22 protein-coding genes are annotated in these 20285 nt (G+C 46.6%); 6 read left to right on the plus strand and 16 right to left on the minus strand.

Going from position 1 to position 20285, the window contains the following annotated elements; genetic code table 11:
• Positions 1 to 248: 248 nt before the first annotated feature.
• Both ABT56_RS19885 and ABT56_RS19890 read left to right on the plus strand, forming a co-directional pair.
• On the plus strand, positions 249 to 650 hold the full coding sequence (locus tag ABT56_RS19885) for a hypothetical protein (RefSeq protein ID WP_047880658.1): 402 nt from the start codon (positions 249 to 251) through the stop codon (positions 648 to 650).
• 76 nt (positions 651 to 726) lie between these two features.
• Positions 727 to 1023, plus strand: a complete 297-nt coding sequence (locus ABT56_RS19890; RefSeq protein WP_047880659.1) for a hypothetical protein — start codon at positions 727 to 729, stop codon at positions 1021 to 1023.
• Between the two features lie 82 nt (positions 1024 to 1105).
• Here the strand turns inward: ABT56_RS19890 and ABT56_RS19895 are convergent, their stop codons facing one another.
• Both ABT56_RS19895 and ABT56_RS19900 read right to left on the minus strand, forming a co-directional pair.
• The gene (locus ABT56_RS19895) at positions 1106 to 1432 is read right to left on the minus strand and encodes a peptidylprolyl isomerase (RefSeq protein WP_047880660.1); all 327 of its coding nucleotides are present in this window, start codon (positions 1430 to 1432) and stop codon (positions 1106 to 1108) included.
• 190 nt (positions 1433 to 1622) lie between these two features.
• Positions 1623 to 2309 (minus strand): VC0807 family protein, encoded by a 687-nt coding sequence (locus ABT56_RS19900; RefSeq protein WP_047880661.1) that lies wholly within the window; start codon positions 2307 to 2309, stop codon positions 1623 to 1625.
• A 220-nt stretch (positions 2310 to 2529) separates the two neighbouring features.
• On the opposite strand from ABT56_RS19900, the gene ABT56_RS19905 reads away from it, so the two are divergent.
• Positions 2530 to 4077, plus strand: coding sequence for a glutamate synthase-related protein (locus ABT56_RS19905; RefSeq protein WP_047880662.1), 1548 nt, complete (start codon positions 2530 to 2532; stop codon positions 4075 to 4077).
• A 174-nt stretch (positions 4078 to 4251) separates the two neighbouring features.
• The gene (locus ABT56_RS19910) at positions 4252 to 4791 is read left to right on the plus strand and encodes a hydrolase (protein WP_047880663.1); all 540 of its coding nucleotides are present in this window, start codon (positions 4252 to 4254) and stop codon (positions 4789 to 4791) included.
• Positions 4792 to 4982: 191 nt separating this feature from the next.
• Here the strand turns inward: ABT56_RS19910 and ABT56_RS19915 are convergent, their stop codons facing one another.
• The 8 genes from ABT56_RS19915 to ABT56_RS19950 form a co-directional block, all read right to left on the minus strand.
• A complete protein-coding gene (locus ABT56_RS19915; protein ID WP_047880664.1) occupies positions 4983 to 5252 on the minus strand; it encodes a Txe/YoeB family addiction module toxin in 270 nt (89 codons plus the stop codon).
• Complete coding sequence (locus tag ABT56_RS19920; protein ID WP_047880710.1) at positions 5245 to 5499, minus strand: type II toxin-antitoxin system Phd/YefM family antitoxin; 255 nt, start codon at positions 5497 to 5499, stop codon at positions 5245 to 5247. The genes ABT56_RS19915 and ABT56_RS19920 overlap by 8 nt, the downstream gene beginning before the upstream one ends.
• Positions 5500 to 5749: 250 nt before the next feature.
• On the minus strand, positions 5750 to 6439 hold the full coding sequence (locus tag ABT56_RS19925; RefSeq protein ID WP_047880665.1) for a zinc metallopeptidase: 690 nt from the start codon (positions 6437 to 6439) through the stop codon (positions 5750 to 5752).
• Between the two features lie 303 nt (positions 6440 to 6742).
• Positions 6743 to 7129, minus strand: coding sequence for a hypothetical protein (locus ABT56_RS19930; RefSeq protein ID WP_157037930.1), 387 nt, complete (start codon positions 7127 to 7129; stop codon positions 6743 to 6745).
• On the minus strand, positions 7102 to 7704 hold the full coding sequence (locus ABT56_RS19935; protein ID WP_047880667.1) for a hypothetical protein: 603 nt from the start codon (positions 7702 to 7704) through the stop codon (positions 7102 to 7104). Before ABT56_RS19935 ends, ABT56_RS19930 begins: the two co-directional genes overlap by 28 nt.
• A gap of 273 nt (positions 7705 to 7977) precedes the next feature.
• A complete protein-coding gene (locus tag ABT56_RS24690) occupies positions 7978 to 8232 on the minus strand; it encodes an RES family NAD+ phosphorylase (RefSeq protein WP_047880668.1) in 255 nt (84 codons plus the stop codon).
• 237 nt (positions 8233 to 8469) lie between these two features.
• A complete protein-coding gene (locus tag ABT56_RS19945; protein ID WP_047880669.1) occupies positions 8470 to 9225 on the minus strand; it encodes a DmsC/YnfH family molybdoenzyme membrane anchor subunit in 756 nt (251 codons plus the stop codon).
• Positions 9226 to 9304: 79 nt separating this feature from the next.
• Positions 9305 to 10693, minus strand: a complete 1389-nt coding sequence (locus tag ABT56_RS19950; protein ID WP_047880670.1) for an MFS transporter — start codon at positions 10691 to 10693, stop codon at positions 9305 to 9307.
• Between the two features lie 382 nt (positions 10694 to 11075).
• Here ABT56_RS19950 and nagA point away from each other — a divergent pair, with 382 nt between their 5' ends.
• Together nagA and ABT56_RS19960 are read left to right on the plus strand one after the other, a co-directional pair.
• Positions 11076 to 12200 carry an N-acetylglucosamine-6-phosphate deacetylase gene (nagA, locus tag ABT56_RS19955; protein ID WP_047880671.1) on the plus strand — a complete coding sequence of 375 codons (1125 nt, stop codon included), beginning with the start codon at positions 11076 to 11078 and terminating at the stop codon, positions 12198 to 12200.
• 180 nt (positions 12201 to 12380) lie between these two features.
• Positions 12381 to 13274, plus strand: coding sequence for a LysR family transcriptional regulator (locus ABT56_RS19960; protein ID WP_240478363.1), 894 nt, complete (start codon positions 12381 to 12383; stop codon positions 13272 to 13274).
• 99 nt (positions 13275 to 13373) lie between these two features.
• Here ABT56_RS19960 and ABT56_RS19965 read toward each other — a convergent pair whose 3' ends face one another.
• The 6 genes from ABT56_RS19965 to nhaD all read right to left on the minus strand — a co-directional run bounded on the left by ABT56_RS19965 (position 13374) and on the right by nhaD (position 20173).
• Positions 13374 to 13676, minus strand: a complete 303-nt coding sequence (locus ABT56_RS19965; RefSeq protein WP_047880672.1) for a hypothetical protein — start codon at positions 13674 to 13676, stop codon at positions 13374 to 13376.
• A gap of 366 nt (positions 13677 to 14042) precedes the next feature.
• Positions 14043 to 16010: an alkyl/aryl-sulfatase gene (locus tag ABT56_RS19970; protein ID WP_047880673.1), complete on the minus strand. Its 1968-nt coding sequence runs from the start codon at positions 16008 to 16010 to the stop codon at positions 14043 to 14045.
• Positions 16011 to 16191: 181 nt separating this feature from the next.
• Positions 16192 to 17100, minus strand: coding sequence for a LysR family transcriptional regulator (locus tag ABT56_RS19975; protein ID WP_047880674.1), 909 nt, complete (start codon positions 17098 to 17100; stop codon positions 16192 to 16194).
• A gap of 359 nt (positions 17101 to 17459) precedes the next feature.
• Positions 17460 to 17825 (minus strand): hypothetical protein, encoded by a 366-nt coding sequence (locus tag ABT56_RS19980; RefSeq protein ID WP_047880675.1) that lies wholly within the window; start codon positions 17823 to 17825, stop codon positions 17460 to 17462.
• A 126-nt stretch (positions 17826 to 17951) separates the two neighbouring features.
• Positions 17952 to 18605, minus strand: a complete 654-nt coding sequence (locus tag ABT56_RS19985; RefSeq protein ID WP_047880676.1) for a hypothetical protein — start codon at positions 18603 to 18605, stop codon at positions 17952 to 17954.
• 164 nt (positions 18606 to 18769) lie between these two features.
• Positions 18770 to 20173, minus strand: coding sequence for a sodium:proton antiporter NhaD (gene nhaD / locus ABT56_RS19990; RefSeq protein ID WP_240478366.1), 1404 nt, complete (start codon positions 20171 to 20173; stop codon positions 18770 to 18772).
• Between the last annotated feature and the right edge of the window lie 112 nt (positions 20174 to 20285).

Raw genomic sequence — 20285 nt, forward strand, 5'->3', positions numbered from 1 at the left:
CGGTATTCCCCATTTTGTCGCAATAATGAAACGTTCATAAAAATCATAACAACCCGATACTTCCCTCATGAACACAAGCACAACTGGAATAATCAGTCGTTGGGAACTTAACGTAAGATGCTTTGTCCAAATATCATTGTTCACATCTCGACGGTGACAAACGAAACAAAAACAATGGCAATGAGCGCATCAGCATCACGCCTCGCTATTTTCGAGTACGCCGTCCGTAATATAGAAACAAGGCCTTCATGAAAGTACTGCCACTCATCGTGCTCCTGACAAGCACCACCGCCTTCGCCGCGCAGGATTACGATACGATCAGCGATAAAATTTGCGACTGCCTAAAGGCCCCTTACCAAGAAGCTGACAAAGCAATGGAAATGCTCGCAGCCGCCCAAAAAAGCGGTAACCTGTCAGCCCTGGTCAACTCACAAGATGAAATGATGGTGGTGCTCAACACTGCACGACTGTGTATGGAAGATATTCGTGAGCGCTATCCCGAAATAGGGCAAAGCATTGCCGCTCAAGATACCGTCATGAAAATGACCGATGATAAATGCCCCAACCCTTTATCTAGCCCACAAAAACCCAAAGACACAGCGAATCCAAAATCCTCGCAGACAATAACAAGTACCGAACTCAGGCCGTAAGGCTATCTCAACACGACCGTCTCCCCCACGCATTGAGGTGTTACAATAATGTAAACATCGAATAAAGGGAGGCGGTATGGCGATAGCTGCACAGATCAAACAAGGGATGTTTACCCTACTCTTTCACTATCGGTATTTTTTTAACCTTACCTACAAACCATTGCTTGGGCTCTCGGTCATTGGAATGGGCATTGCTGGCGTACTTTGGTTTGATGCCTACTACAATGCTGCCAGCTATGTTGGCGTGGGAAGCCTATGCGGTGCCTTTTGGCTTGCTGCCATCCGGTTCGTTTATCCAGTGCTGCTAAGCTGGTGTGACCAACGCCACCAGCCGTCTTGTGTCGTCACGTTGCATCCCCACCACAGAAGGTAAAAACGAAAAAAGCACCCAAGGGTGCTTTTTCAATAGACATTCATCCGCTTTGCCTGATTCAGCAAGGCGTTATGACTGCAGCTTATACCACGTACAAAACCTTGATAATATGCCAGCCGAATTTGGTCTTAACTGGCTCTGGGATCAAACCGCGCATGTGATTGTTTTTCATCTTCAGCGCTTCACTGGTGCTGATCGCTTTGCCTGAAAAAACAGCCTTGTCGAATTGCGGTACCATCGCGCCTTTGCGGAACTCGCCCAGATCCCCACCTTTTTTGCCTGATGGGCACGTTGAATACTTGGTGGCCAGTGTTTGGAATTTGGCACCCTGCTTCAACTGTTTAAGAATATCATCGGCTTGCTCCTTGTGCTTCACAAGGATATGCAATGCATGCGCTTTACTGGCCATAATTGTTGTCTCTTTCACTATCAATGCCGCGCATTTTACACGATAGCCAAGTGACCTCAAGTGTAGATTGTTCAACAGGCTACCGCTGAAAATCACACCAAACACACTATCGCCCAGCGATGACAAGATGCTTGCGAGGCAATAAAAAACCGCCTATGTAGGCGGTCTTTTCTGTCTATCCTGCCGAACCTTACTCTGTTTTCAGGATCTGCGCTGTTTCAAGCTGAGTCATCCGACGGATTTGACGCCACATATAAAAGAAGATACCCATCATCATGATCATCGAAGGGATCGCAATGGCTGGGTAGCTAACTAGCGTTAGACGACCTAATTCCTCGTTGAATGCCTGAGTGCCTGATGGACTGGTGACAATCATCTTCGCCAGCACGTAATTCATCACCGAAGAGAAAGCGAAAGTAGCAGCAAACAAATAATTCGACACAAGCAATTGACGGTCGAAAGCCGGTTTCTTGCCAAACTCATTCAGCTTTTCATTGATCAGCGGCAGGTTCAGCACGGTATCATTGAACAGCATCTTGCTGACAACAGGATACTTGGTGAACGTCGAGGCAAACACACCAATACCAATCAATCCCGGGATCAAGGCTTCCTTAACAGCCAGCCATTTTGCATCCAGCTGCAACAAACCAATACCGCCGGTTAGCAATACGCTGACAAAGCCGAGCAAAGAGATAAAGTTAAACTTTTTGTACTTGATTAGCTCATAACCACCAAACCCCACAGGAAAGGCCAATGCAGCCAGTAAGGCCCCGACTGAGCCAAGATACTCATCACCACTGAGTTTCATCAGGATGACTGAAGGCACGACCACATTAAAAATCAAATCATTAAGCGGGCTTTGTTTCTTTTCTGTCATAATCTTTTACAAATTTATCCAACTGCAAACGTCCGCATTGTTTCGTGATTTGCCGCTGCTGTAAAGAGGTGGACGGTTACAAAAGGTTAAAAAGGAGGGATAGGTTCGACCCAGCAGCTTTTTGCATCCCCTTTCTCTCCTTTACTATAGTGGAAAAAATTGCCCTCTCATCCATACTTTTCACAAACTTGCCCACATTGGTTGTAGAGAAGGAGGTTGCATGTCCAACCCGGTAATCGCAAAAATCCAGCCACTCAAAGTTCAATTGGAAAAAGACAAAGATTACTATTTTTGTACCTGCGGCCGCTCCAGCAAGCAACCTTTCTGTGATGGCTCCCACCAGGGCACAGGCTTCACCCCCAAGGCCTTTCGCGTAGACAAACCCCAAGAAGCATTTCTCTGCGGCTGTAAACATACGGCCAATTCCCCGTTCTGCGATGGCTCTCATCAACAGTTCGACTCCGGCATGGTCGGCAAAGAAGGCCCCGGCGTCACGCCCTCTCCCGCTGAAGATATGCTCTCGGCCAAGGCAACCCGCGAAGAGCCCACCGTTGAGTTTATTCACCAGTTGGCCAGAGAAGGACTGAGCCAACTCGGCCACCATGGCCCGATGACGGCAATGGGCGTCCCCCGCTACCAACTACCCGACTGGGACGATATCCAGATTATGGTCGCCCAGATGGCAACCAAGCCGTTGCAGGATGATGCCAACGTTGGCACGGAGCTAGTCATCGGGCCGCGGGCTAAAAAACCATTGGTCTTAGATACCCCGCTGTTTATTTCCGATATGAGCTTTGGGGCTCTCTCTGAAGAGGCCAAAATTGCACTGGCGATGGGGGCCGAACTGGCCGGTACGGGCATTTGCTCCGGCGAAGGCGGCATGCTGGCCGAAGAACAGCAAGCCAACTCCCGTTACCTGTATGAGCTCGCCAGTGCCAAATTCGGTTACCACGAGGGGCTGCTCAACAAAATTCAGGCATTTCACTTCAAGGGCGGCCAAGGGGCGAAAACCGGCACCGGAGGCCACCTGCCCGCAGCCAAGAATATAGAAAAAATCGCCAAGACCCGCTGCCTTGAAGAAGGAACAGAGGCCATTTCACCACCAACCTTTACTGATCTTCGAACCGTCAGTGACTTTGCCGCATTTGCCGAAAATGTCAGGGCCATTACCGGCGGTATTCCCATCGGCTTCAAACTGAGCGCCAACCATATAGAAAGAGACATAGGGTTTGCCCTTGAGGCGGGTGCCGACTACATCATTCTTGATGGCCGTGGCGGGGGCACAGGGGCAGCCCCGCAGATGTTCCGTGACCATATCAGCGTGCCGACTATTCCTGCCCTCGCCCGCGCTCGCTATTTCCTCGACAGGCAAGGTGTAAGCAATGACGTAACCTTGATCATTACAGGGGGCTTACGTACCCCGGTCGATTTCATCAAAGCACTGGCGCTAGGAGCCGATGGGATAGCCCTTGCCAACAGTGCGATGCAGGCCATAGGCTGTGTGGCCGCCCGAATATGCAATACCAACCTCTGCCCTGCAGGTATTGCCACCCAGAACAAAGATCTCCGGCAAAAGCTCAACCCCGAAAAGAGCGCCCGCCAACTGGCAAATTTCCTCCAAGCATCCACCGCGCTCATGCAAGTCATGGCCCGAGCCTGTGGGCACCGCCACCTAAACCAATTCAGCAAAGACAACCTAGCCACCTGGCACCATGACATGGCTCGCCTTGCCGGCATTGAATTCTCGGGCTTCAAACAGCGCGAATAACCTACTCAAGAGACAAGGACGGTTACACATTACGGTACAGAAACAATAAATGCGTATTCCCGATCACAATACGCATTTGATCTCATTGATTGAAAAGCCCTTAGGCTCTGTTATACCCATCACAGCAACTACAAAAATAGCGCCGTTACCAAGTGCCTTAACAAGGAAAAGAATATGCTAACCGTTAACGATACTGCACTCGTCATTGTTGATGTTCAGGGCAAGCTGGCTCAAATCATGGATGAGCGAGAAACGCTTTTCTATCATCTCGAAGCGATGGTCAAAGGCGCTAAACTACTCGGCTTGCCCATCATCTGGGTTGAACAACTGCCAGACAAACTGGGCGCAACTATCCCTGAGATAAGCCAACACCTTGTTGGACAAGAGCCCATCGCCAAAAGCACATTTAGCTGCTACGAAAACGCCGATTTTGTCGAGACCCTAAACGCCATCCCCTGCAAGAACCTGCTGGTCATGGGGATAGAAGCGCACATATGTGTATACCAAACGGTGAAGCAACTACTTAATGCCGGTTACCACGTCGAAGTGGTTACTGATGCCATTTCATCACGTTCTGCGGATAATAAAGCCCTCGCCATTGCCAAAATGCAGCAAGCTGGGGCGCATATTACAGGAACAGAAATGGTGCTGTTCGAGCTTCAACACATCGCCGAAGGCGAGCGCTTCAAAGAGTTACTCAAAATCATTAAGTGACAATGTCACGCAGATTAACCGAGCGTAGCATTGCTTTAAAAACAGCATATTGGATCTTAAAGATGGCTGGTTGAAAACAACCTGCCTGAATAAAGAATGGCATGTTTTACCCAAGGAATTAAGACGGGTGCGGGATTACGAGTTACTGCGGGGCCATGAAAAAGAACGGCTTAATGAGATCTAAACCTGATTTAGTAGTGGTAACGACACGAAATTATCGTTATCGCTTGATCATCGACTGCGTAAACAAACCTGTTAGTATCATCAATACGACGAGACCAAAAAACAGATAAGTTCTCTTTTAACGACTCTGGTTTACCTATGCCTTCAAATGGGGAGCGCTTAACATCATTGATGAGTTTGTTGATGCGCTTGAGTGTTTTCTTGTCCTGAGTTTGCCAATACAGGTAGTCATCGCAAGCGTCATCAGTCCACGACAGTAAACGTTGACTACTACTCATCAATTAACTCTCGTGCTGTTGTTTTACCAGCACGGTACTGTGCTATCGAACGGTTTAGATGTTCAGCGTTTTTAGGAGAGCGTAGTAAGTGAACTGTCTCCATAAGGCTATTGTAGTAGTCTAGAGACATAACCACGGCATCTTCAGAATCACGGCGTGTAATAACTGTTGTATCAGCATCATTAACTACACCGTCTAGAACAGCTTTGAGACTATTTCTAGCTTCAGTAAAAGATACGATTCTCATAAAGACCTCCACATGTACGTTTAATGGAACAAGTATAGTCTCCATCAACCTACCTATAGCAAATTGAACATGTGATACTGATAAGGTAACTAACGTAGAAATTATTTCTTTAGTATCACGCTCATCATAATACGCCACGACTTACAACATTCACGGTTTCATGAACATTGCATTACTTTGAGTAAGCGCATAAACCAACAGATATTAAACTGTCGATTACGTCAATCATCAATCATCCGTGTAACCGCCATTACCGACGGAGCACCGCTATCCATCGCCCCAAATTTAGCAAGCTGGTCAGCGAGGCAGCGACATAGGTCAGCGCCGCCGCCTTGAGAATTTTCTCCGCATGCTCCAGATCACCATCATGCAGATAGCCGCCTTTCTGCAGAATCGGCAGAGCTTTGCCATAACTTGCATCGAACTCAACCGGAAGTGTCAGCAGGTGCACCATGGTACTTAGTGCCATTGAAACAATGCCAATCATGATTGTTATCACTCCCGCTTGCGGCAGGCGAGTTAACATTAGGACAAGCGGAGCAGCCACTAGCATCATTCCTGCAATACGCTCGCCGACCATGGCAGTCTTTACGAGTTTCTGCCGCGCCAAAAACAGGAACTCGCCACGTGAATCCTGAATTGCATGCCCCACTTCATGGGCAGCCACAGTCACTGCCGTCAGCGAATATCCTGAATAGTTGTCCGGCGTCAGACGCACAGCCTTAGCGACCGGATCATAGTGATCACCGGCAGAGGTCTCCTCTACCTCAACGTTACCCAAGCCGAAGCTGTCCAGCAGGTGGCGGGCAAGTTCCCCACCACTTCCCTGCTTACGGTAGCGATCAGCCGGCTGTCTGTACTTTTCCATCACATGCTTGACCCACAGGCCCGGCAGGAAGACGCATACCGCGATTATGAGTAATATGATTATCCAGAACATTTAAGTCAGTATCCATGAGCAATTGTGTGACTACTAAATATTATACGTATAGAAATAAGCAGCAGATGCCCGCCGACAATAGGCTGACTCAAAGGTGGACAAAAACGATTTAGATGTATGGCTCTACTGGTTTGTTTAGCACCCAGTAAAATATACGTCCTTTGGGTTTAGCTATAAACAAAGAAGTCCAGCCGAATGCTGGACTTCTTTTAATCATAAATTTTCGCCTTAGAACTAGTATTGATAAGTAAGAACAGAGCCACTATTAAAAATAATGAAAATGACACTGCCTTAAATGCCAATTTATCTGATCTTAGGATTGAAATACTGTGTCTCGCCAGATTTTAGCAACGTGACCTTGGGATTCAGATCGAAACGTCCCTTTCCATAGGCATCTTCAAATGTTTCTTCGTTGAGTATACCTAAATTCTTCCTACGTTCCCCACTGAAAAAGGTGTAACTAGGTTGGTAAATCCAGTCGTATTTTGAGGTTGATGCCAGATTCTCAATAGGAAAAATGGACGGTAATGCAGAGTGAACAGCGATAAAGTCTCCTAATGGAAATTTACTGTCATTAGTGTTGTTTAGGTATAACTGTCCAAGTCCAATAACCATACCAAAACAGCCTACATTTGTGCCTTTAAGTTTGGCTGTTTTTTCAATTATTTGTAACCGCCTGGAACGATACAATAAGGAACATCGTTATTATCGTCAAAGGGTACAACAAAGTTAGTATCATAGTTTCTAACGAAGCCAACTTCGCCACTTGAAAACACTTTTGTATTATATCCATCTTTCTTATAAGCATCGCTCACGATCTTTAGGCTGCGTTTTTTTGCTTGATATAGAGCGTCTTTGACGTTACCACCGATTACTGGCTCAATAACAACAAGAATATTGTCCTCATAAAATGGGTGCAAGCTAGATCTATAGGTCAAGTTGAGTAAAGAGTGAGTCGCTAGCTGAAATACATTGATTTTGCCCATAACTGCGAATGCACTCGCTGTTGCCAATGATGCGTTATTAGCAGTGTTATAGTTCACACCGAGATAAAAAGAATCAAGGTTGTTGTCTTTAACTGGGTTGGCCTGACTTAGTAGGTACATCCGTTGAAGCGATTGGCTATAACCTTCATCCTGATCAAGTTGTTGATCACTGAACTGAACCGCATCGTTTGCAACTGTTTCATGGTATGGCTTTATAGAGCAACCTGACAAGAGGATGATACCGGATAAGATGAATGCATTTTTTAGTAACTGTTTCATGAAAACCCTTTCGTATTCAGATGTCATCAAGTGATGAATCAATTATATTCAATCTAATTTTGAACTAATTGATCAGTACTTTAAATGCAAATTGATAGAAATGGTTAGATTAGGTTAGACTCATCACATCTAACCCCCTCCAAAAAAAGACAAAATGGCACTAAACCGTTCCTGACAGGTTAGAAAAGTTTGGGTAACCTGAAGTAGACGATTTTGTTGTTTTAGGGTATTAGAGTGCTAATGCTTATTGACTGTAAGAAGAGTTTATATGTATTAGGTTAATTCTTCAGACGGATATCTATGCACATTTACAAGCTCGAAACCGCTACCTAGCCTAAATTCTGATTTAAGAAACACGATGTTAAAACAACCCTGTACAGTTCTAGTCGATGGGTACTTAATGGCATCGAAACCAGCATATTTTGCACAATCTGCAACAAACCTAGAAAAGATATACTGCGGTTTATACTGTCCTTCATCTTGGTGCTTTGCACTCACTAATGCTGAATAGACTAAGGTATCTAGCATATCACTATGCTTTTTATGATTTTTGAAAGTAGCAAAACGTTAACTGGGGAAACTGAGATTTAACTATCAGCAAACTCACTTTGGGGCAATTCCAATTGACTCTTTTCGTCACCGTACAAATGATACTCCCATTGTAGGCATTCCACCTTAGCTCCCCCTCGCCTGCGCACAAAAAAGCCGCGAATGAATCGCGGCTTTCTCTATTGGTTCACTTGTTACAGCTAATGCTGGTTGGTATTAGTAACCCACCGCCGCAAAATAAGAGGATGCGAACATCAGCACCAAGGCAAAAGTCATCACATTGAGTGCCGGCTTGCTCTTGGTCAGTGCAGGCATCCACCATACCCCGATAGCGGCAATCATCAACCCAAGGCTGACCACCTGTGAAACAAACGGCCCCAGCTCCCCGGCACTTTCATAACGCGCGGCAAGATCACCCAGCTGTGGTACTCCGGTAATCAAACATACGATACCAATGAAGCAGCCCAACAATGGCAAATACTTATTCGCCTCTTCAACCTTATGCTCGGCCCTTACCAACGAGGCATGAGCCAACAACGTGCCGCCACACAGTGTCGTGGCAATAAAGTGTGAAGCCACCAGCCAGTCGGCATTACGCAGCAATAGGCCATGAACAAGATACGCCACTCCGGCTACGAACGCCGCCGCTAGCAGCAACTTACGAAACTTATCGCTGCCAACGAGTGATTTTTCTGCAAACCAATACACTAGCGCCAAGGCAAAAAAGCCAATGACCATCAAGGCCTCAGTGCTTGGCTTGTATCCTACGGCGGCAAGGATCAGAGTCACTTCACGCAGGAATAGAGCCGAAAACAGCATCAACCACAATGCAGGCATTGTTCGATGAAGTCGGTCTGACTGGCCAAAACACAGCTTACCGCTGAAAATCACCCCGGCCAAAACAAGAAATGCGCCAATGGCAAGCTGGGAAAATACACTAGAAAGAATTAACGGCCATTCATACCAAGCCATGATCTCTACCTCTATTACGGCTCAATGCCGCATTATTCTGCAAGGAGGCGTATTGTGCCCTACCTTGCCCGAAAAGCAATTAGGGTTTTTGCGTACCGACAGCGCCGGATAAATCTTGTACTTTCAGCAGAATAACCGCACAGACAAACGCAAAGACAGCAATGATACCCATACCGGCGTAGGTCAGGGTGAATCCCTCACCGAGCTGCAAGGGATGATAGGCAGACAAGCCATCACTGCCCCCCTCGCCAACAAGTACCGGCACTTTGATATGAAACAGTGCAGAGCACACGGCTACGCCGACAGCGCCGCCCAGCTCACGGCCATAGCCAAACATCGAAAGACCGATACCCCGATCTGTCGGCGGCAACACATTCTGCACCACCACGTTGAGTGACGGCAGGGTCAGCCCCAAACCCAGCCCTGCGACAGCTAGTGCTACCTTGGTCATCACCCCGGCATAGAGCATGGCCAGCGCCACAGCCGCCATCGCAAAACCAATCACCACCAAGGATTTATACAAGCCGGTGCGGGCTATACGCTTACCTCCAAAATAAGCACCAGTGGTAATGCTCATCATGAATACCACCATGATCACCCCTGCCGCCGATGCCGTCATCCCGTACTGCCACTGCAATTGAAGCGGCAAGTAAACCAGAACCGCAAACATCAATAGCTGTGAGCACAGAATCAACCCGACACTCACCATATAGCCCGGCAACACGAAAATACGCCCCGGCAGAATAGGATCGCGAACGTTGCGCTCCACCAGGGTGAAAAGGATCAGTGAAACCACAAGCGCCGCAGCAACAAGCAAGGAATCCAGCGCGGTTTCCGGTGATAGCAACAACAACAGCAAAGTCGTCGAGATCATCAACAATAAAGCGCCAAACCAATCGAAGCGACTATTACGGCCATGATTAAGATGTTTGAGATGGGTATTGATCAACAAAAGCGCCAACCCGCCAAGCGGGAGATTTATCCAAAACACCCAGCGCCAGCTCAAGTGCTCGGCAAAAAAGCCACCAAGCAATGGCCCCGCTATGCTCGATACTGCATAAACTGCGGAGATATAACCCTGATACTTGCCGACCTCCCGCGCCGGGATAGTATCGGCAATCACGGTGAAAGCGAGGGCAATCAGTCCCCCGCCACCGATACCCTGCAACACACGCGAACCGATCAGCATCGTAATATCTTGTGACATCGCACACGCGATCGAGCCGAGGATAAACAATACAACGCTGGTATTGAGCATTTTCACACGACCGAAAATATCACTCAGCTTGCCATAAACCGGCAGCACAGCGGTGGCTGCCAGCAAGTAGGCGGTGACCACCCAGGTAAGAGACTGCCCCGCCCCCAGATCAGCACCGATAATCGGCAAGGGGGTTGTCACAATACTTTTTTCCAGCGAGCCCAACGCAATAACCAGCGCGACGCTGGAAAAAATAATCTTTGGGGACATAGTTACTCCTAACAGCTGGCAATTCAACGCCCTGAATTGCCAGCAAAACGAACAGCTTGACCGTATAGAATAATGGATCATTCAAAATCGATAAACATTTCCCTCAGTAGCTGCCCCTAATCTTTTATATTGACTGGATTTTCTTTTTTTGAGCACTTCAATAACAAGCCCGCCCCTTGCTTGAAAAACCCAACAATGCGCATACTGCTCATATCCAAATTTGACAAACCAAGCAAGATCACATAACTTAATTCTTAACGATAAATAAGTATTTGAAGATCAGCGTTATGCCTCATTAACCACTTTTTTTGGTTGCCAGTAATGAGATTCAGGGACAGATTCCAGATTCGCGCCTCTTCAACGACGCACAATAGGAACCATTATGTACGCGATTACCAATATCCATGTTTTTGACGGTACAACTACCCACCTCAATCAGGCCATTTTCGTTGAGGGCGATACGATCACGGCCATTGTGCCGATGATAGAGGCTGAGTTGCCAGAGACTGTTTTCGACTATCACGGCAAAACCGCAACGGCCGGATTTATCGATCTTCAGATTAACGGCTGTGGCGGTGTTCTTTTCAATATCGACACCAATGCCCAAGCTCTCGACACCATGAACAAAACCAATCTTGCTCATGGTACAACCCAGTATCTTCCAACCTTTATTACCAGCGACCACGATACAATGAGCAAAGCCATTGACGTGGTATCCAACATCAAAAACAAAACGGCCGAAGGCATATTGGGCCTGCACCTTGAAGGGCCCTTTATCAGCAAGCACAAGAAAGGCGCTCACAACGAGAACCACATCCGTATTCTCGATGAGCTAACCGCTCACTATATTGCCGATAACAAAGAGCACGTTGCTGTGGTAACACTGGCCCCGGAAGAAACCTCGCAGGACGTTATCAATATATTAAACGATGCTGGCATCACGGTTTCTCTGGGCCATACCAATGCCAACTACCAAGATTTGATCGCCAAAGACAACCTGAAAATGGCGACCCACCTATACAACGCCATGACACCGCTAGGTTCGCGCGAGCCGGGTACTGTCGGCTATATCTTCGATAAAAAGCCCTACGCCGGCATTATTGTCGATGGTATTCACTCCGACTACGCCTCAGTACGCATTGCCCACCAGATCATGCAAGACAAACTGTTCATGGTGACAGATGCCGTTACCCCGGCAGGTACTGATGTGACCGAATACGACATGGCAGGCACCAAGGCCTATGTAACCAACGGCAAATGCCATTACGAAGACGGCACCATTGCCGGGGCTGCCATCACCATGATAGAAGGCGTTCGTAATCTGGTTAACCATGTCGGGATCAGCCTTGAAGAAGCCCTGCGCATGGCAAGCCTGTACCCGGCCAAAGCGATCGGTATTGACGACCAATACGGCAAACTGGCCCCGGGATACAAAGCCAATATCACCATCTTGGATCAAAACACCGCTATTTGTGGCGTTTTCCAAATGGGACAACAGCGTATCTGATAGTTGATCGCTTCTCTGTCTTGTTAAAGCACAGCCAGCACTCTCTTGCTGGCTGTGCCAACTTTCGCCAATCAGTCTCTAGCAAAATAATACCGACATTAAATCACCCCAAAGCCTGCATATTGAAGCTGCTTAGGTATAAACTCACACCATCCGTTACTTCTTCCCTCGATAATCACAATGATGCTAAACAGCCAGTGGCTCAATACATTCCTGACTCTTGTCGATATTGGGCATTTTACTCAAACCGCCGAAAAGCTGTACATGACACAGCCGGGCGTGAGCCAACATATTAAAAAACTAGAAGCGCAGGTCGGTACACCGTTGCTGATCCGAATCGGCAAGCGTTTCGAGCTCACGGCTGCTGGCGAGACCTTGTACCGATATGGGCTAAAACGCCTAGAAGAAGAGAATTCCGTACTCTCGTCACTGCAAGAAGATGATGCCCACCAAGGGGAATGCCGCTTTGCCTGTTCGGGCTCAATGGCCATGTACCTCTACCCGCATTTTCTCGAGCGACAACGGCACGCTCCCGGCCTGACACTCTCGATGGAAGCAGCGCCCAACCATAAAATCATCAATGATATAAAAGAGAACCGCGTTGATGTTGGGATCATCACTCATCCCGTAGACACATCGGAATTTGAGCAAACAGCGATAGGCTCAGAATCACTGTGCGTCGTCGCACCAGCGCAATACCCTATTAAAGAGAATGATTTATCGGCTCTTTACCAACTGGGCTTTATCAACCACCCCGATGGTAAACATTACTTGCAACAAATCCATCAGGCCAATTACCCTGATGAGCATTTCGATTTCAATAGCATCACGCTTTCAGGGTACATCAACCAACTAGGCCAAATATTGCTGCCCGTTGCCCAAGGGCTTGGTTTTACTGTGCTGCCAGAAAAAGCGGTACGCATGTTTCCCAACCAAGATGCCATCCAAGTCATATCCCTGCACCGCAACGTGGAACAACAGCTGTACCTAATCGTAAAAAAACATCGCCCTCTTGCCAAACGCTACACGTTCTTCATTGAGCTAATCAATGACCTGATTAAACGCCCTTCCTGATATTTCCATACAAAAACGCCCTGACTCTACCAAGGTATATCAGGGCGAAATACATCTTCAAACAAACACATTTCAGGTCGGCATCCTTACTGTTGAACCCTATAAGTCCCTCATTAGGGTCTCATACTCGTCTACTGCCACTTCAATTAGCTTGGCTAACTCCTCTGCATCGTCGTTGGATAAATCAATATGCCACTTCACACTGTCAGGCATAAGTTGATCTTTGCAAACAAGCTCTGTCCGTTTACCATTTGAGTAAAAATGTAACTCCTCAAACTCGCCTTTGAGTTGATCACTGTTTTCCAGGATATTCACTTTCAATTCCCCTGTTGGGATCACTGTAATATCCGCATGTAAACCTGTATCACCCGGTAAAGTGAAATACCTATGCTCAGCCAACATATTCCAGCCTCCTATCCGAATTTAGCCATGACTACCGGCATCGCTTGCATCTCAGGAAAATACATCATCCCACTTGCAAAAACTGCCAGTGATAACCTTGCGTTGGTGCCAGCCAGTACCGCTTGGTTTATTTAAGTTTAGCCAACCCAGATAGGGGCGATTTAATATTCATCAAAAATACACATATATTCAGCAGAACTTTGCAGAAGGTCAATATTCTGTGCATTCGCCCTATAGAGATACGTTTTTGGCACAAAATTAGCGTTCAATTTCCTAACACCAAATAAAATCACCAGATTTTATACACAAATCCCCCATCAAACCGAGTTAGTTTAATGGGGGACGGTAATGAAAATCAGGGAGCAATTATGGCGTAACGACACCGAACCACATGTCGAACTTCTCAAATACAGACATTAGCTGTTTGAAAGCTGCCGGATCTGAAACCGTAAACCTGCCGTCTTTCATTTCATCATTGAGTGTGGTCTTTTTCGTAATCATGTTTTCAAATGCCTGACGCGTTAAGTTGATGTTGAGATCAGCATCTTCAAACTGTTTGTCTGAGTAAGATTTCAGCACTGAGTGACTCAGATCCATCGCATATTGGCCTTCGCCCTCAACGTTAATATTCACCTTCAATGCCATATCCTTCGCCACCTCCGGATTGATGGTGACGCCCAGATACTTCATAAATTGGGCAAATGGCATGTTAACGGCAATAGCTGCTGTATTCGGCGTAGGCACAGGTTTAATGCCATCACGCAGTTCTTTGGCTCCACCAAGGTAATAGTTGCGCCACGGCCCAGATTCAGCCTGATAACCTAATTGCTCCATCGCATCAGCTTCAAGATAACGAGCATCACTATTGTTCGGGTTGGCAAAGGTAACATTATTCAGCAGCGTCACTGCCCAGCGATATTCGCCATTTTCAATCGCAGTTTTAGCCAGCGCGATGACTTTGTCTTCACCGCCAATCGCCTCCACATACTTCGCCCCCTGCTCAGATGGTGTCAGTGGGTTAAGGTTCGCCGGATTACCATCCCACCATGCCCCAAAGTAATAGTCATAAGTGGCTCGAGCATTGTGAGAAATAGTACCGTAGTAACCACGGTTGTACCATTCTTTACCTAGCGAGTCAGGCAGTTTAATGGATGCAGAAATTTCATTAGGGGTATAGCCCTTGTTAGCCAACCGCAATGTTTGGTCATGCACGAACTTGTACATATCGCGTGTTTTCTCTAACTGGCTCTGAATTTTTTCTTTACCAAATGTTGGCCAGTGATGCGACGCTATCATTGTGTCTGCTTTGCTGCCGTACGTATGCAAAGCTTGGTCGACGTAAGTTGCCCAGGATGATGCATCACGCGTTTTTGCTCCGCGCAACGTTGATATATTATGAACCGTATGAGTCATAACTTCTGCTGCCATCAGGGTTTTGTATTGTGGGAAATAGAACATAAATTCTGATGGTGCTTCAGACTCTTGAGCCATCATGACTTCAAGTTCTACACCGTCCACAGACATTTTTTGCCCTGTATGATCGGCAATGTGGGTCGCTCTCACAATCCCCGGAGCCCCCGAAGAGGTCGTTTTACCCAAACCGCCATCCACCTGCCCTTTACTGCTGGCTTCAAGCAAGTTGCCGTACATATACGAAGCACGGCGTGACATAGCGGTGCCAGCCATTAGGTTTTCAGCAATCGAATGGCTGAAGAAGCCTTCAGGAGCCAGAATGTCAACGTTACCCGCATCAATGTCTTCTTGGCTGGTAACGCCCAGAATGCCACCAAAATGGTCGACATGAGAGTGGGTAAAAATCACACCGGTGACAGGCAAGTCCTCAACATGTTTGCGCAGAATCTGTAACCCTGCGGCAGATGTCTCTGGAGAAATCAGAGGATCAATGACGATCCAGCCTTTGTCACCACGGATAAATGACATCACAGAGAGATCAAAACCACGAACCTGATAAATACCGTCTTTTACTTTAAACAAGCCATCAATATTGTTGAGTTTGGCCTGACGAAGCAAAGATGGATTGATCGTTTGAATATCTTCATTGTGATCAATGAAATCGTACTTACTAAAATCCCAAACAACATTGCCTTGGGCGTCTTTTATCGTTTTCTCAGGCCAAGTTGCAATGAAACCTTTTGAAGCATCAGCAAAATCTGACTTATTTTCAAAATTCAAATACTGTTTAAGCTGCTCATTTTTATCAATAGTAAAGCTTGAAGCGTCCTTAGGCTCATTGGTAATTGGGGCAGCGAAGGACAACGTCGGCGCTAAGGTCGAAATGATAGCGAGTGACACGATAGATTTTTTTAATAGCATGGTTCGTCTCTCTTCATTCTTGCAACTGATAAACGTTGCAAACCGTTTGATTTATCTGTTGATGAAGAGATGATAGTGAGATTGGATTAAGTGAAACATAGCTTAAAACTTAAAAGTGGATTTAGTTTTGTTTAATCCACTCTTACGGTGGGCTGATTTGAATTCAATATCGCAATTAAAGTTAATCCTTTTCACGAAAAGGTTTTGTTATCTTCATTAATGTATCTTTTAGCCACTGATGACCAGTATCCGATTGCTGCGATTGGTGCCATGTCATGTAAATAGGCAAAGGTTGGCACTTAAACGGTAGTGGCAATATTTGCAACGGATGCTGCTTGGATAGCAGATTGGCATGCCACTGGCTGGTCACACATAACCAGTCAGTCTGGGCGGCCAGCATTATCGTATTGCAGATAGCGCCTGTCGTGTAGGCGATGTCACGTTGAGGTAGTTTATCGCTTACAAGTGAATCCAGAACATTCCGGCTTTGTCTTTGCGTATCCCACAGCAGATGTCGTTCAGAAAAAAACTGAGCCTGATTTACCGAACCTTTAATGCGAGGGTGATTTTCCCGGCAAGCGACGACTAAAGGTAATTCAAACAGTCGTTGGTTGTAGTAACCGTGTTCTTCCAAGGGTACGGTTGCCAGAATAAGATCTACCCGACGCATACGTAAATCAGCCTGACGGCTATTTTCGTTTAAATGCTCTATATTAGCGGCTAATTTCACATGAGGAGCATGTTGATCACGGTAATTAATCAGCGGAGGGACAAGCATCAGATCCAAGTCTTTGTGGCTCGATAACCGAAACGTGCGCTGGCTGCTTTGGGGGCTGAATGATTGGCGAGATTTCGCACAATTAAGCAACCAATGCAGTGGTTCTTGAATCTCTGCATGCAACTCTATCGCAAAATTAGTAGGGGCAATGCCTCTGCCCTGGCGGATAAAGAGTGGATCCTGATATTGCTCACGCAGACGGTTTAATGCATGGCTGACGGCGGGGGCTGTAATATCTAAACTTTCGGCCGCCTTATTAACACTACGTGTTTTCATTACGGCGTCAAAAGTTTTCAGTAAGTTAAGATCCATTTGTTATTCCTGCTTTTGACTCATTTATCTTTATGCATTCTTTCCTGCAAGACTCTAATTAGGATCTGTCGCGCATTTGGCTGTGACTTTCTGGCTCTGTCCCCCCAATAGCACGGCTGGTGCTGAGGTGAAAATCAGGAAGAAAAAGCACTACCTTATCTGCTTTACTCGCTTGCTTAAATGGCAATAATGCGACACCTAGACCTTGAAATCAGGTGTTAAGTGTAACACTTATAACTGTGAGGGTGAGAGAGGATTTGTGACTCGTAATGGTATGCTACCACTCGAAAAAAATTGATTGTGAGACTCTATATGCCAGCATGATGCTGGCATAATTTACAAATAACACAAACGGCAATTTAAGCCGGTTGATTGTCTACGCTATTGGGGGTAATTGAAAGACAAGCTGCACTATTGGCCAGCTCCATCGCTTTTGACTTAGCAATCTTAACGATTGTCCCCTGGTTAACATCACTCAAGCGCAGATGGTAAAACAAAGACTGCGGATCTTCTTCCTCTACTCGCTCACAAACGGCGGGCAAGCCGATTTCCATCAACTGCGTACCGTATCCTGACGATTTAATCACCCACAGATATTGTTCACCAGCGTTGCTCAATTTTTCAATGATCTCACGATCAACATTGCTAAGCGTTTCCGGTTGATGCTCCATATATGGGGCAGGTACTGCAGACACAATTACTTCCATTTGCTTTAAAAGATTCATATTGGTCACCTATCCATTGGACTCAAATCTAATCTATGGCACCCAACACAACAAATCCACTAATGAAACAATTAATAATAAGATGCTTTGAAAATTACGACCAATATCGCGAATACATATCAACAATCAAAACCGGTAGCCCAGCGATACCGATGACAGGCTATGCTCAATACTCACATCGTCATCATCGACCTTAGTGGGAACAACCAACCGCAGACCGATCTCCCATTGCTTGTAATTGGCCACAGCCCCTAAATGAGCATTGAAACCAAATCCGCTTGAGTCAAACGACAACTTTGGGTCATTACGCCTATTCAATTCACCGTCTGCATAGAGGTAGTTTACCCCTGCCCCGGCTTCTACCCGCCAACTTTTGCAACTATGGCAGAGTTCCCTGTCACCCCATTGGTAAAACAAAACCGGAGTCAGAGCAACAGAAAAACCTTTCAGCTCGCCATCTACAAAACCACGGTGATCATCATCGTCGTAGTCTAAATTGAAGTACCCCCCGCTAATTTCGGTATGGTAGCCCCAACGACTCGTATCCGAAAAATACACGGGATCTTGAATCAAGGTAACTAGCGGCGAAACAGCCATTGACGAACTAAACGGCACATCGGAAAACTGGCCATCACGGCTTGCCTCTATATTGCCGCTGAACTTCACGACCCCGAGCTTCAATGACGGCATGCGAAATAGAGACTCGTCTGCCACAGCCCCGGCCACCGGCACCAACATAAAAAGCGCCGCCCCAAGACAAACGCATCCCTTCTTTTTCATCGCCATATCCTTCTGACTGATAGCTCAATACAACCAGTTAAGCATGCTATACCGATGAAAAAAAGCCCGGCGGTTACCGGGCTGGACATTTGCTTTCTATTAGTGATATTAGCCACACTTTCAATAGGTTAACCATCAACTGCATGGCGATTTTTCCAGCAGCATCAGAATAGATGATGGTTTAACAGTAAATGACAAACAATACTGGCGACGTAACCCAGCGCGATGACAGGTGCCCACTTCAAGTGGCCGAAAAAGGTATATTTGCCATGCGCAGCACCCATTAAGGCCACCCCTGCCGCCGAACCAATCGAGAGCAAGCTACCGCCGACCCCTGCCGTTAATGTCACCAGTAGCCAGTTACCCAAACTGAGTTCAGGCTGCATGGTCAACACCGCAAACATCACCGGAATATTATCAACAATGGCGGATAATATGCCGACCATGATATTGGCCCACACCGGATTCCACTGGGTATACATAATATCGGAAACAACGCCGAGATAGCCCAGCAAACTCAAACCGCCAACGCACATCACCACCCCATAAAAGAACAGCAGAGTATCCCATTCAGCGTGTGAAACACGTTTAAATACATCAAACGGCACTACCGAGCCAATTCTCTTCAGCGCAGCTTCATCATTGTTAGCGATAGCAACAGCCTTTTTCTTCTCCAGCGACGAAGGCAACGTCTTGCGAAGGAAAAAACCAAAGAATTGCAAATACGCCAGTCCCATCATCATTCCCATTACTGGCGGGAAATGCACCCAGGCATGGAACCCAACCGCTGTCGCAATGGTTAATATAAACAAACAAACGATACGGCGAGCCCCTCGTTTGAGTTCCACATGCTCATTGGTTGTATTCGGGCGGGTACGAGGAACAAAGAAAGACATAATCAAGGCAGGAACAAGATAATTCACCAGCGATGGTATAAATAAGTCGAGGAACTGTGTAAATGTCACCAACCCTGCCTGCCATACCATCAAGGTGGTAATATCTCCAAATGGACTAAATGCGCCACCTGCGTTGGCAGCAATAACAATATTGACGCAAGCAATGTTGATAAAGCGAAGATTGCTCCCCCCTACTTTCATTACCACCGCACACATAAGCAATGCGGTGGTTAGGTTATCGGCAATGGGCGAGATAATAAATGACAGAATTCCTGTTAACCAAAACAGACTCCGGAAATTAAATCCTTTGCTAACCATCCACGCCTGCAGAGCATCAAATAAGCGCCGCTCCTCCATCGCACTGATATAGGTCATCGCCACCAGCAGGAACAATAACAGTTCTGCATACTCCAACAAATTATGTTCAAGTGCAGCTTGGGCCACCTCTATGTTTCCTTGCTGCTGGTAAACATAGCCTATCATCAACCAAATCAAACCAGCAGCCAGCAGTACAGGCTTTGACTTACGTAATTGTAAGTATTCTTCCCCCATAACCAGACAATATGCGATCCCAAAAATAACCAATGAGGCATAACCGATAGTGGACTGAGTCAAATCTTCACCCGGCACAGCAGCATTGACAGCACTGCTAGCAAAGAGAACAAGCAACATTGCCACATACGGTAAGCCTCCTTGTAATTTATTCATTCTTTCCTCAACTCCCTGAGTAAATGTTTCTCGCCAAGCTAACTTAAGATACTGGCTCGCGCATCTTGAGATAGCT

The sequence above is a fragment of the Photobacterium aquae genome (genome assembly GCF_001029445.1).
In the GTDB taxonomy this organism is placed as follows: domain Bacteria; phylum Pseudomonadota; class Gammaproteobacteria; order Enterobacterales; family Vibrionaceae; genus Photobacterium; species Photobacterium aquae.

Excerpts from the sequence above, each read along its gene's own strand:
- ABT56_RS19885 (WP_047880658.1), top strand. The coding sequence starts at position 249 with ATGAAAGTACTGCCACTCATCGTGCTCCTGACAAGCACCACCGCCTTC.
- ABT56_RS19890 (WP_047880659.1), top strand. The coding sequence starts at position 727 with ATGGCGATAGCTGCACAGATCAAACAAGGGATGTTTACCCTACTCTTT.
- ABT56_RS19895 (WP_047880660.1), bottom strand. The coding sequence starts at position 1,432 with ATGGCCAGTAAAGCGCATGCATTGCATATCCTTGTGAAGCACAAGGAG.
- ABT56_RS19900 (WP_047880661.1), bottom strand. The coding sequence starts at position 2,309 with ATGACAGAAAAGAAACAAAGCCCGCTTAATGATTTGATTTTTAATGTG.
- ABT56_RS19905 (WP_047880662.1), top strand. The coding sequence starts at position 2,530 with ATGTCCAACCCGGTAATCGCAAAAATCCAGCCACTCAAAGTTCAATTG.
- ABT56_RS19910 (WP_047880663.1), top strand. The coding sequence starts at position 4,252 with ATGCTAACCGTTAACGATACTGCACTCGTCATTGTTGATGTTCAGGGC.
- ABT56_RS19915 (WP_047880664.1), bottom strand. The coding sequence starts at position 5,252 with ATGAGTAGTAGTCAACGTTTACTGTCGTGGACTGATGACGCTTGCGAT.
- ABT56_RS19920 (WP_047880710.1), bottom strand. The coding sequence starts at position 5,499 with ATGAGAATCGTATCTTTTACTGAAGCTAGAAATAGTCTCAAAGCTGTT.
- ABT56_RS19925 (WP_047880665.1), bottom strand. The coding sequence starts at position 6,439 with ATGTTCTGGATAATCATATTACTCATAATCGCGGTATGCGTCTTCCTG.
- ABT56_RS19935 (WP_047880667.1), bottom strand. The coding sequence starts at position 7,704 with ATGAAACAGTTACTAAAAAATGCATTCATCTTATCCGGTATCATCCTC.
- ABT56_RS24690 (WP_047880668.1), bottom strand. The coding sequence starts at position 8,232 with ATGCTAGATACCTTAGTCTATTCAGCATTAGTGAGTGCAAAGCACCAA.
- ABT56_RS19945 (WP_047880669.1), bottom strand. The coding sequence starts at position 9,225 with ATGGCTTGGTATGAATGGCCGTTAATTCTTTCTAGTGTATTTTCCCAG.
- ABT56_RS19950 (WP_047880670.1), bottom strand. The coding sequence starts at position 10,693 with ATGTCCCCAAAGATTATTTTTTCCAGCGTCGCGCTGGTTATTGCGTTG.
- nagA (WP_047880671.1), top strand. The coding sequence starts at position 11,076 with ATGTACGCGATTACCAATATCCATGTTTTTGACGGTACAACTACCCAC.
- ABT56_RS19960 (WP_240478363.1), top strand. The coding sequence starts at position 12,381 with ATGATGCTAAACAGCCAGTGGCTCAATACATTCCTGACTCTTGTCGAT.
- ABT56_RS19965 (WP_047880672.1), bottom strand. The coding sequence starts at position 13,676 with ATGTTGGCTGAGCATAGGTATTTCACTTTACCGGGTGATACAGGTTTA.
- ABT56_RS19970 (WP_047880673.1), bottom strand. The coding sequence starts at position 16,010 with ATGCTATTAAAAAAATCTATCGTGTCACTCGCTATCATTTCGACCTTA.
- ABT56_RS19975 (WP_047880674.1), bottom strand. The coding sequence starts at position 17,100 with ATGGATCTTAACTTACTGAAAACTTTTGACGCCGTAATGAAAACACGT.
- ABT56_RS19980 (WP_047880675.1), bottom strand. The coding sequence starts at position 17,825 with ATGAATCTTTTAAAGCAAATGGAAGTAATTGTGTCTGCAGTACCTGCC.
- ABT56_RS19985 (WP_047880676.1), bottom strand. The coding sequence starts at position 18,605 with ATGAAAAAGAAGGGATGCGTTTGTCTTGGGGCGGCGCTTTTTATGTTG.
- nhaD (WP_240478366.1), bottom strand. The coding sequence starts at position 20,173 with ATGTTGCTTGTTCTCTTTGCTAGCAGTGCTGTCAATGCTGCTGTGCCG.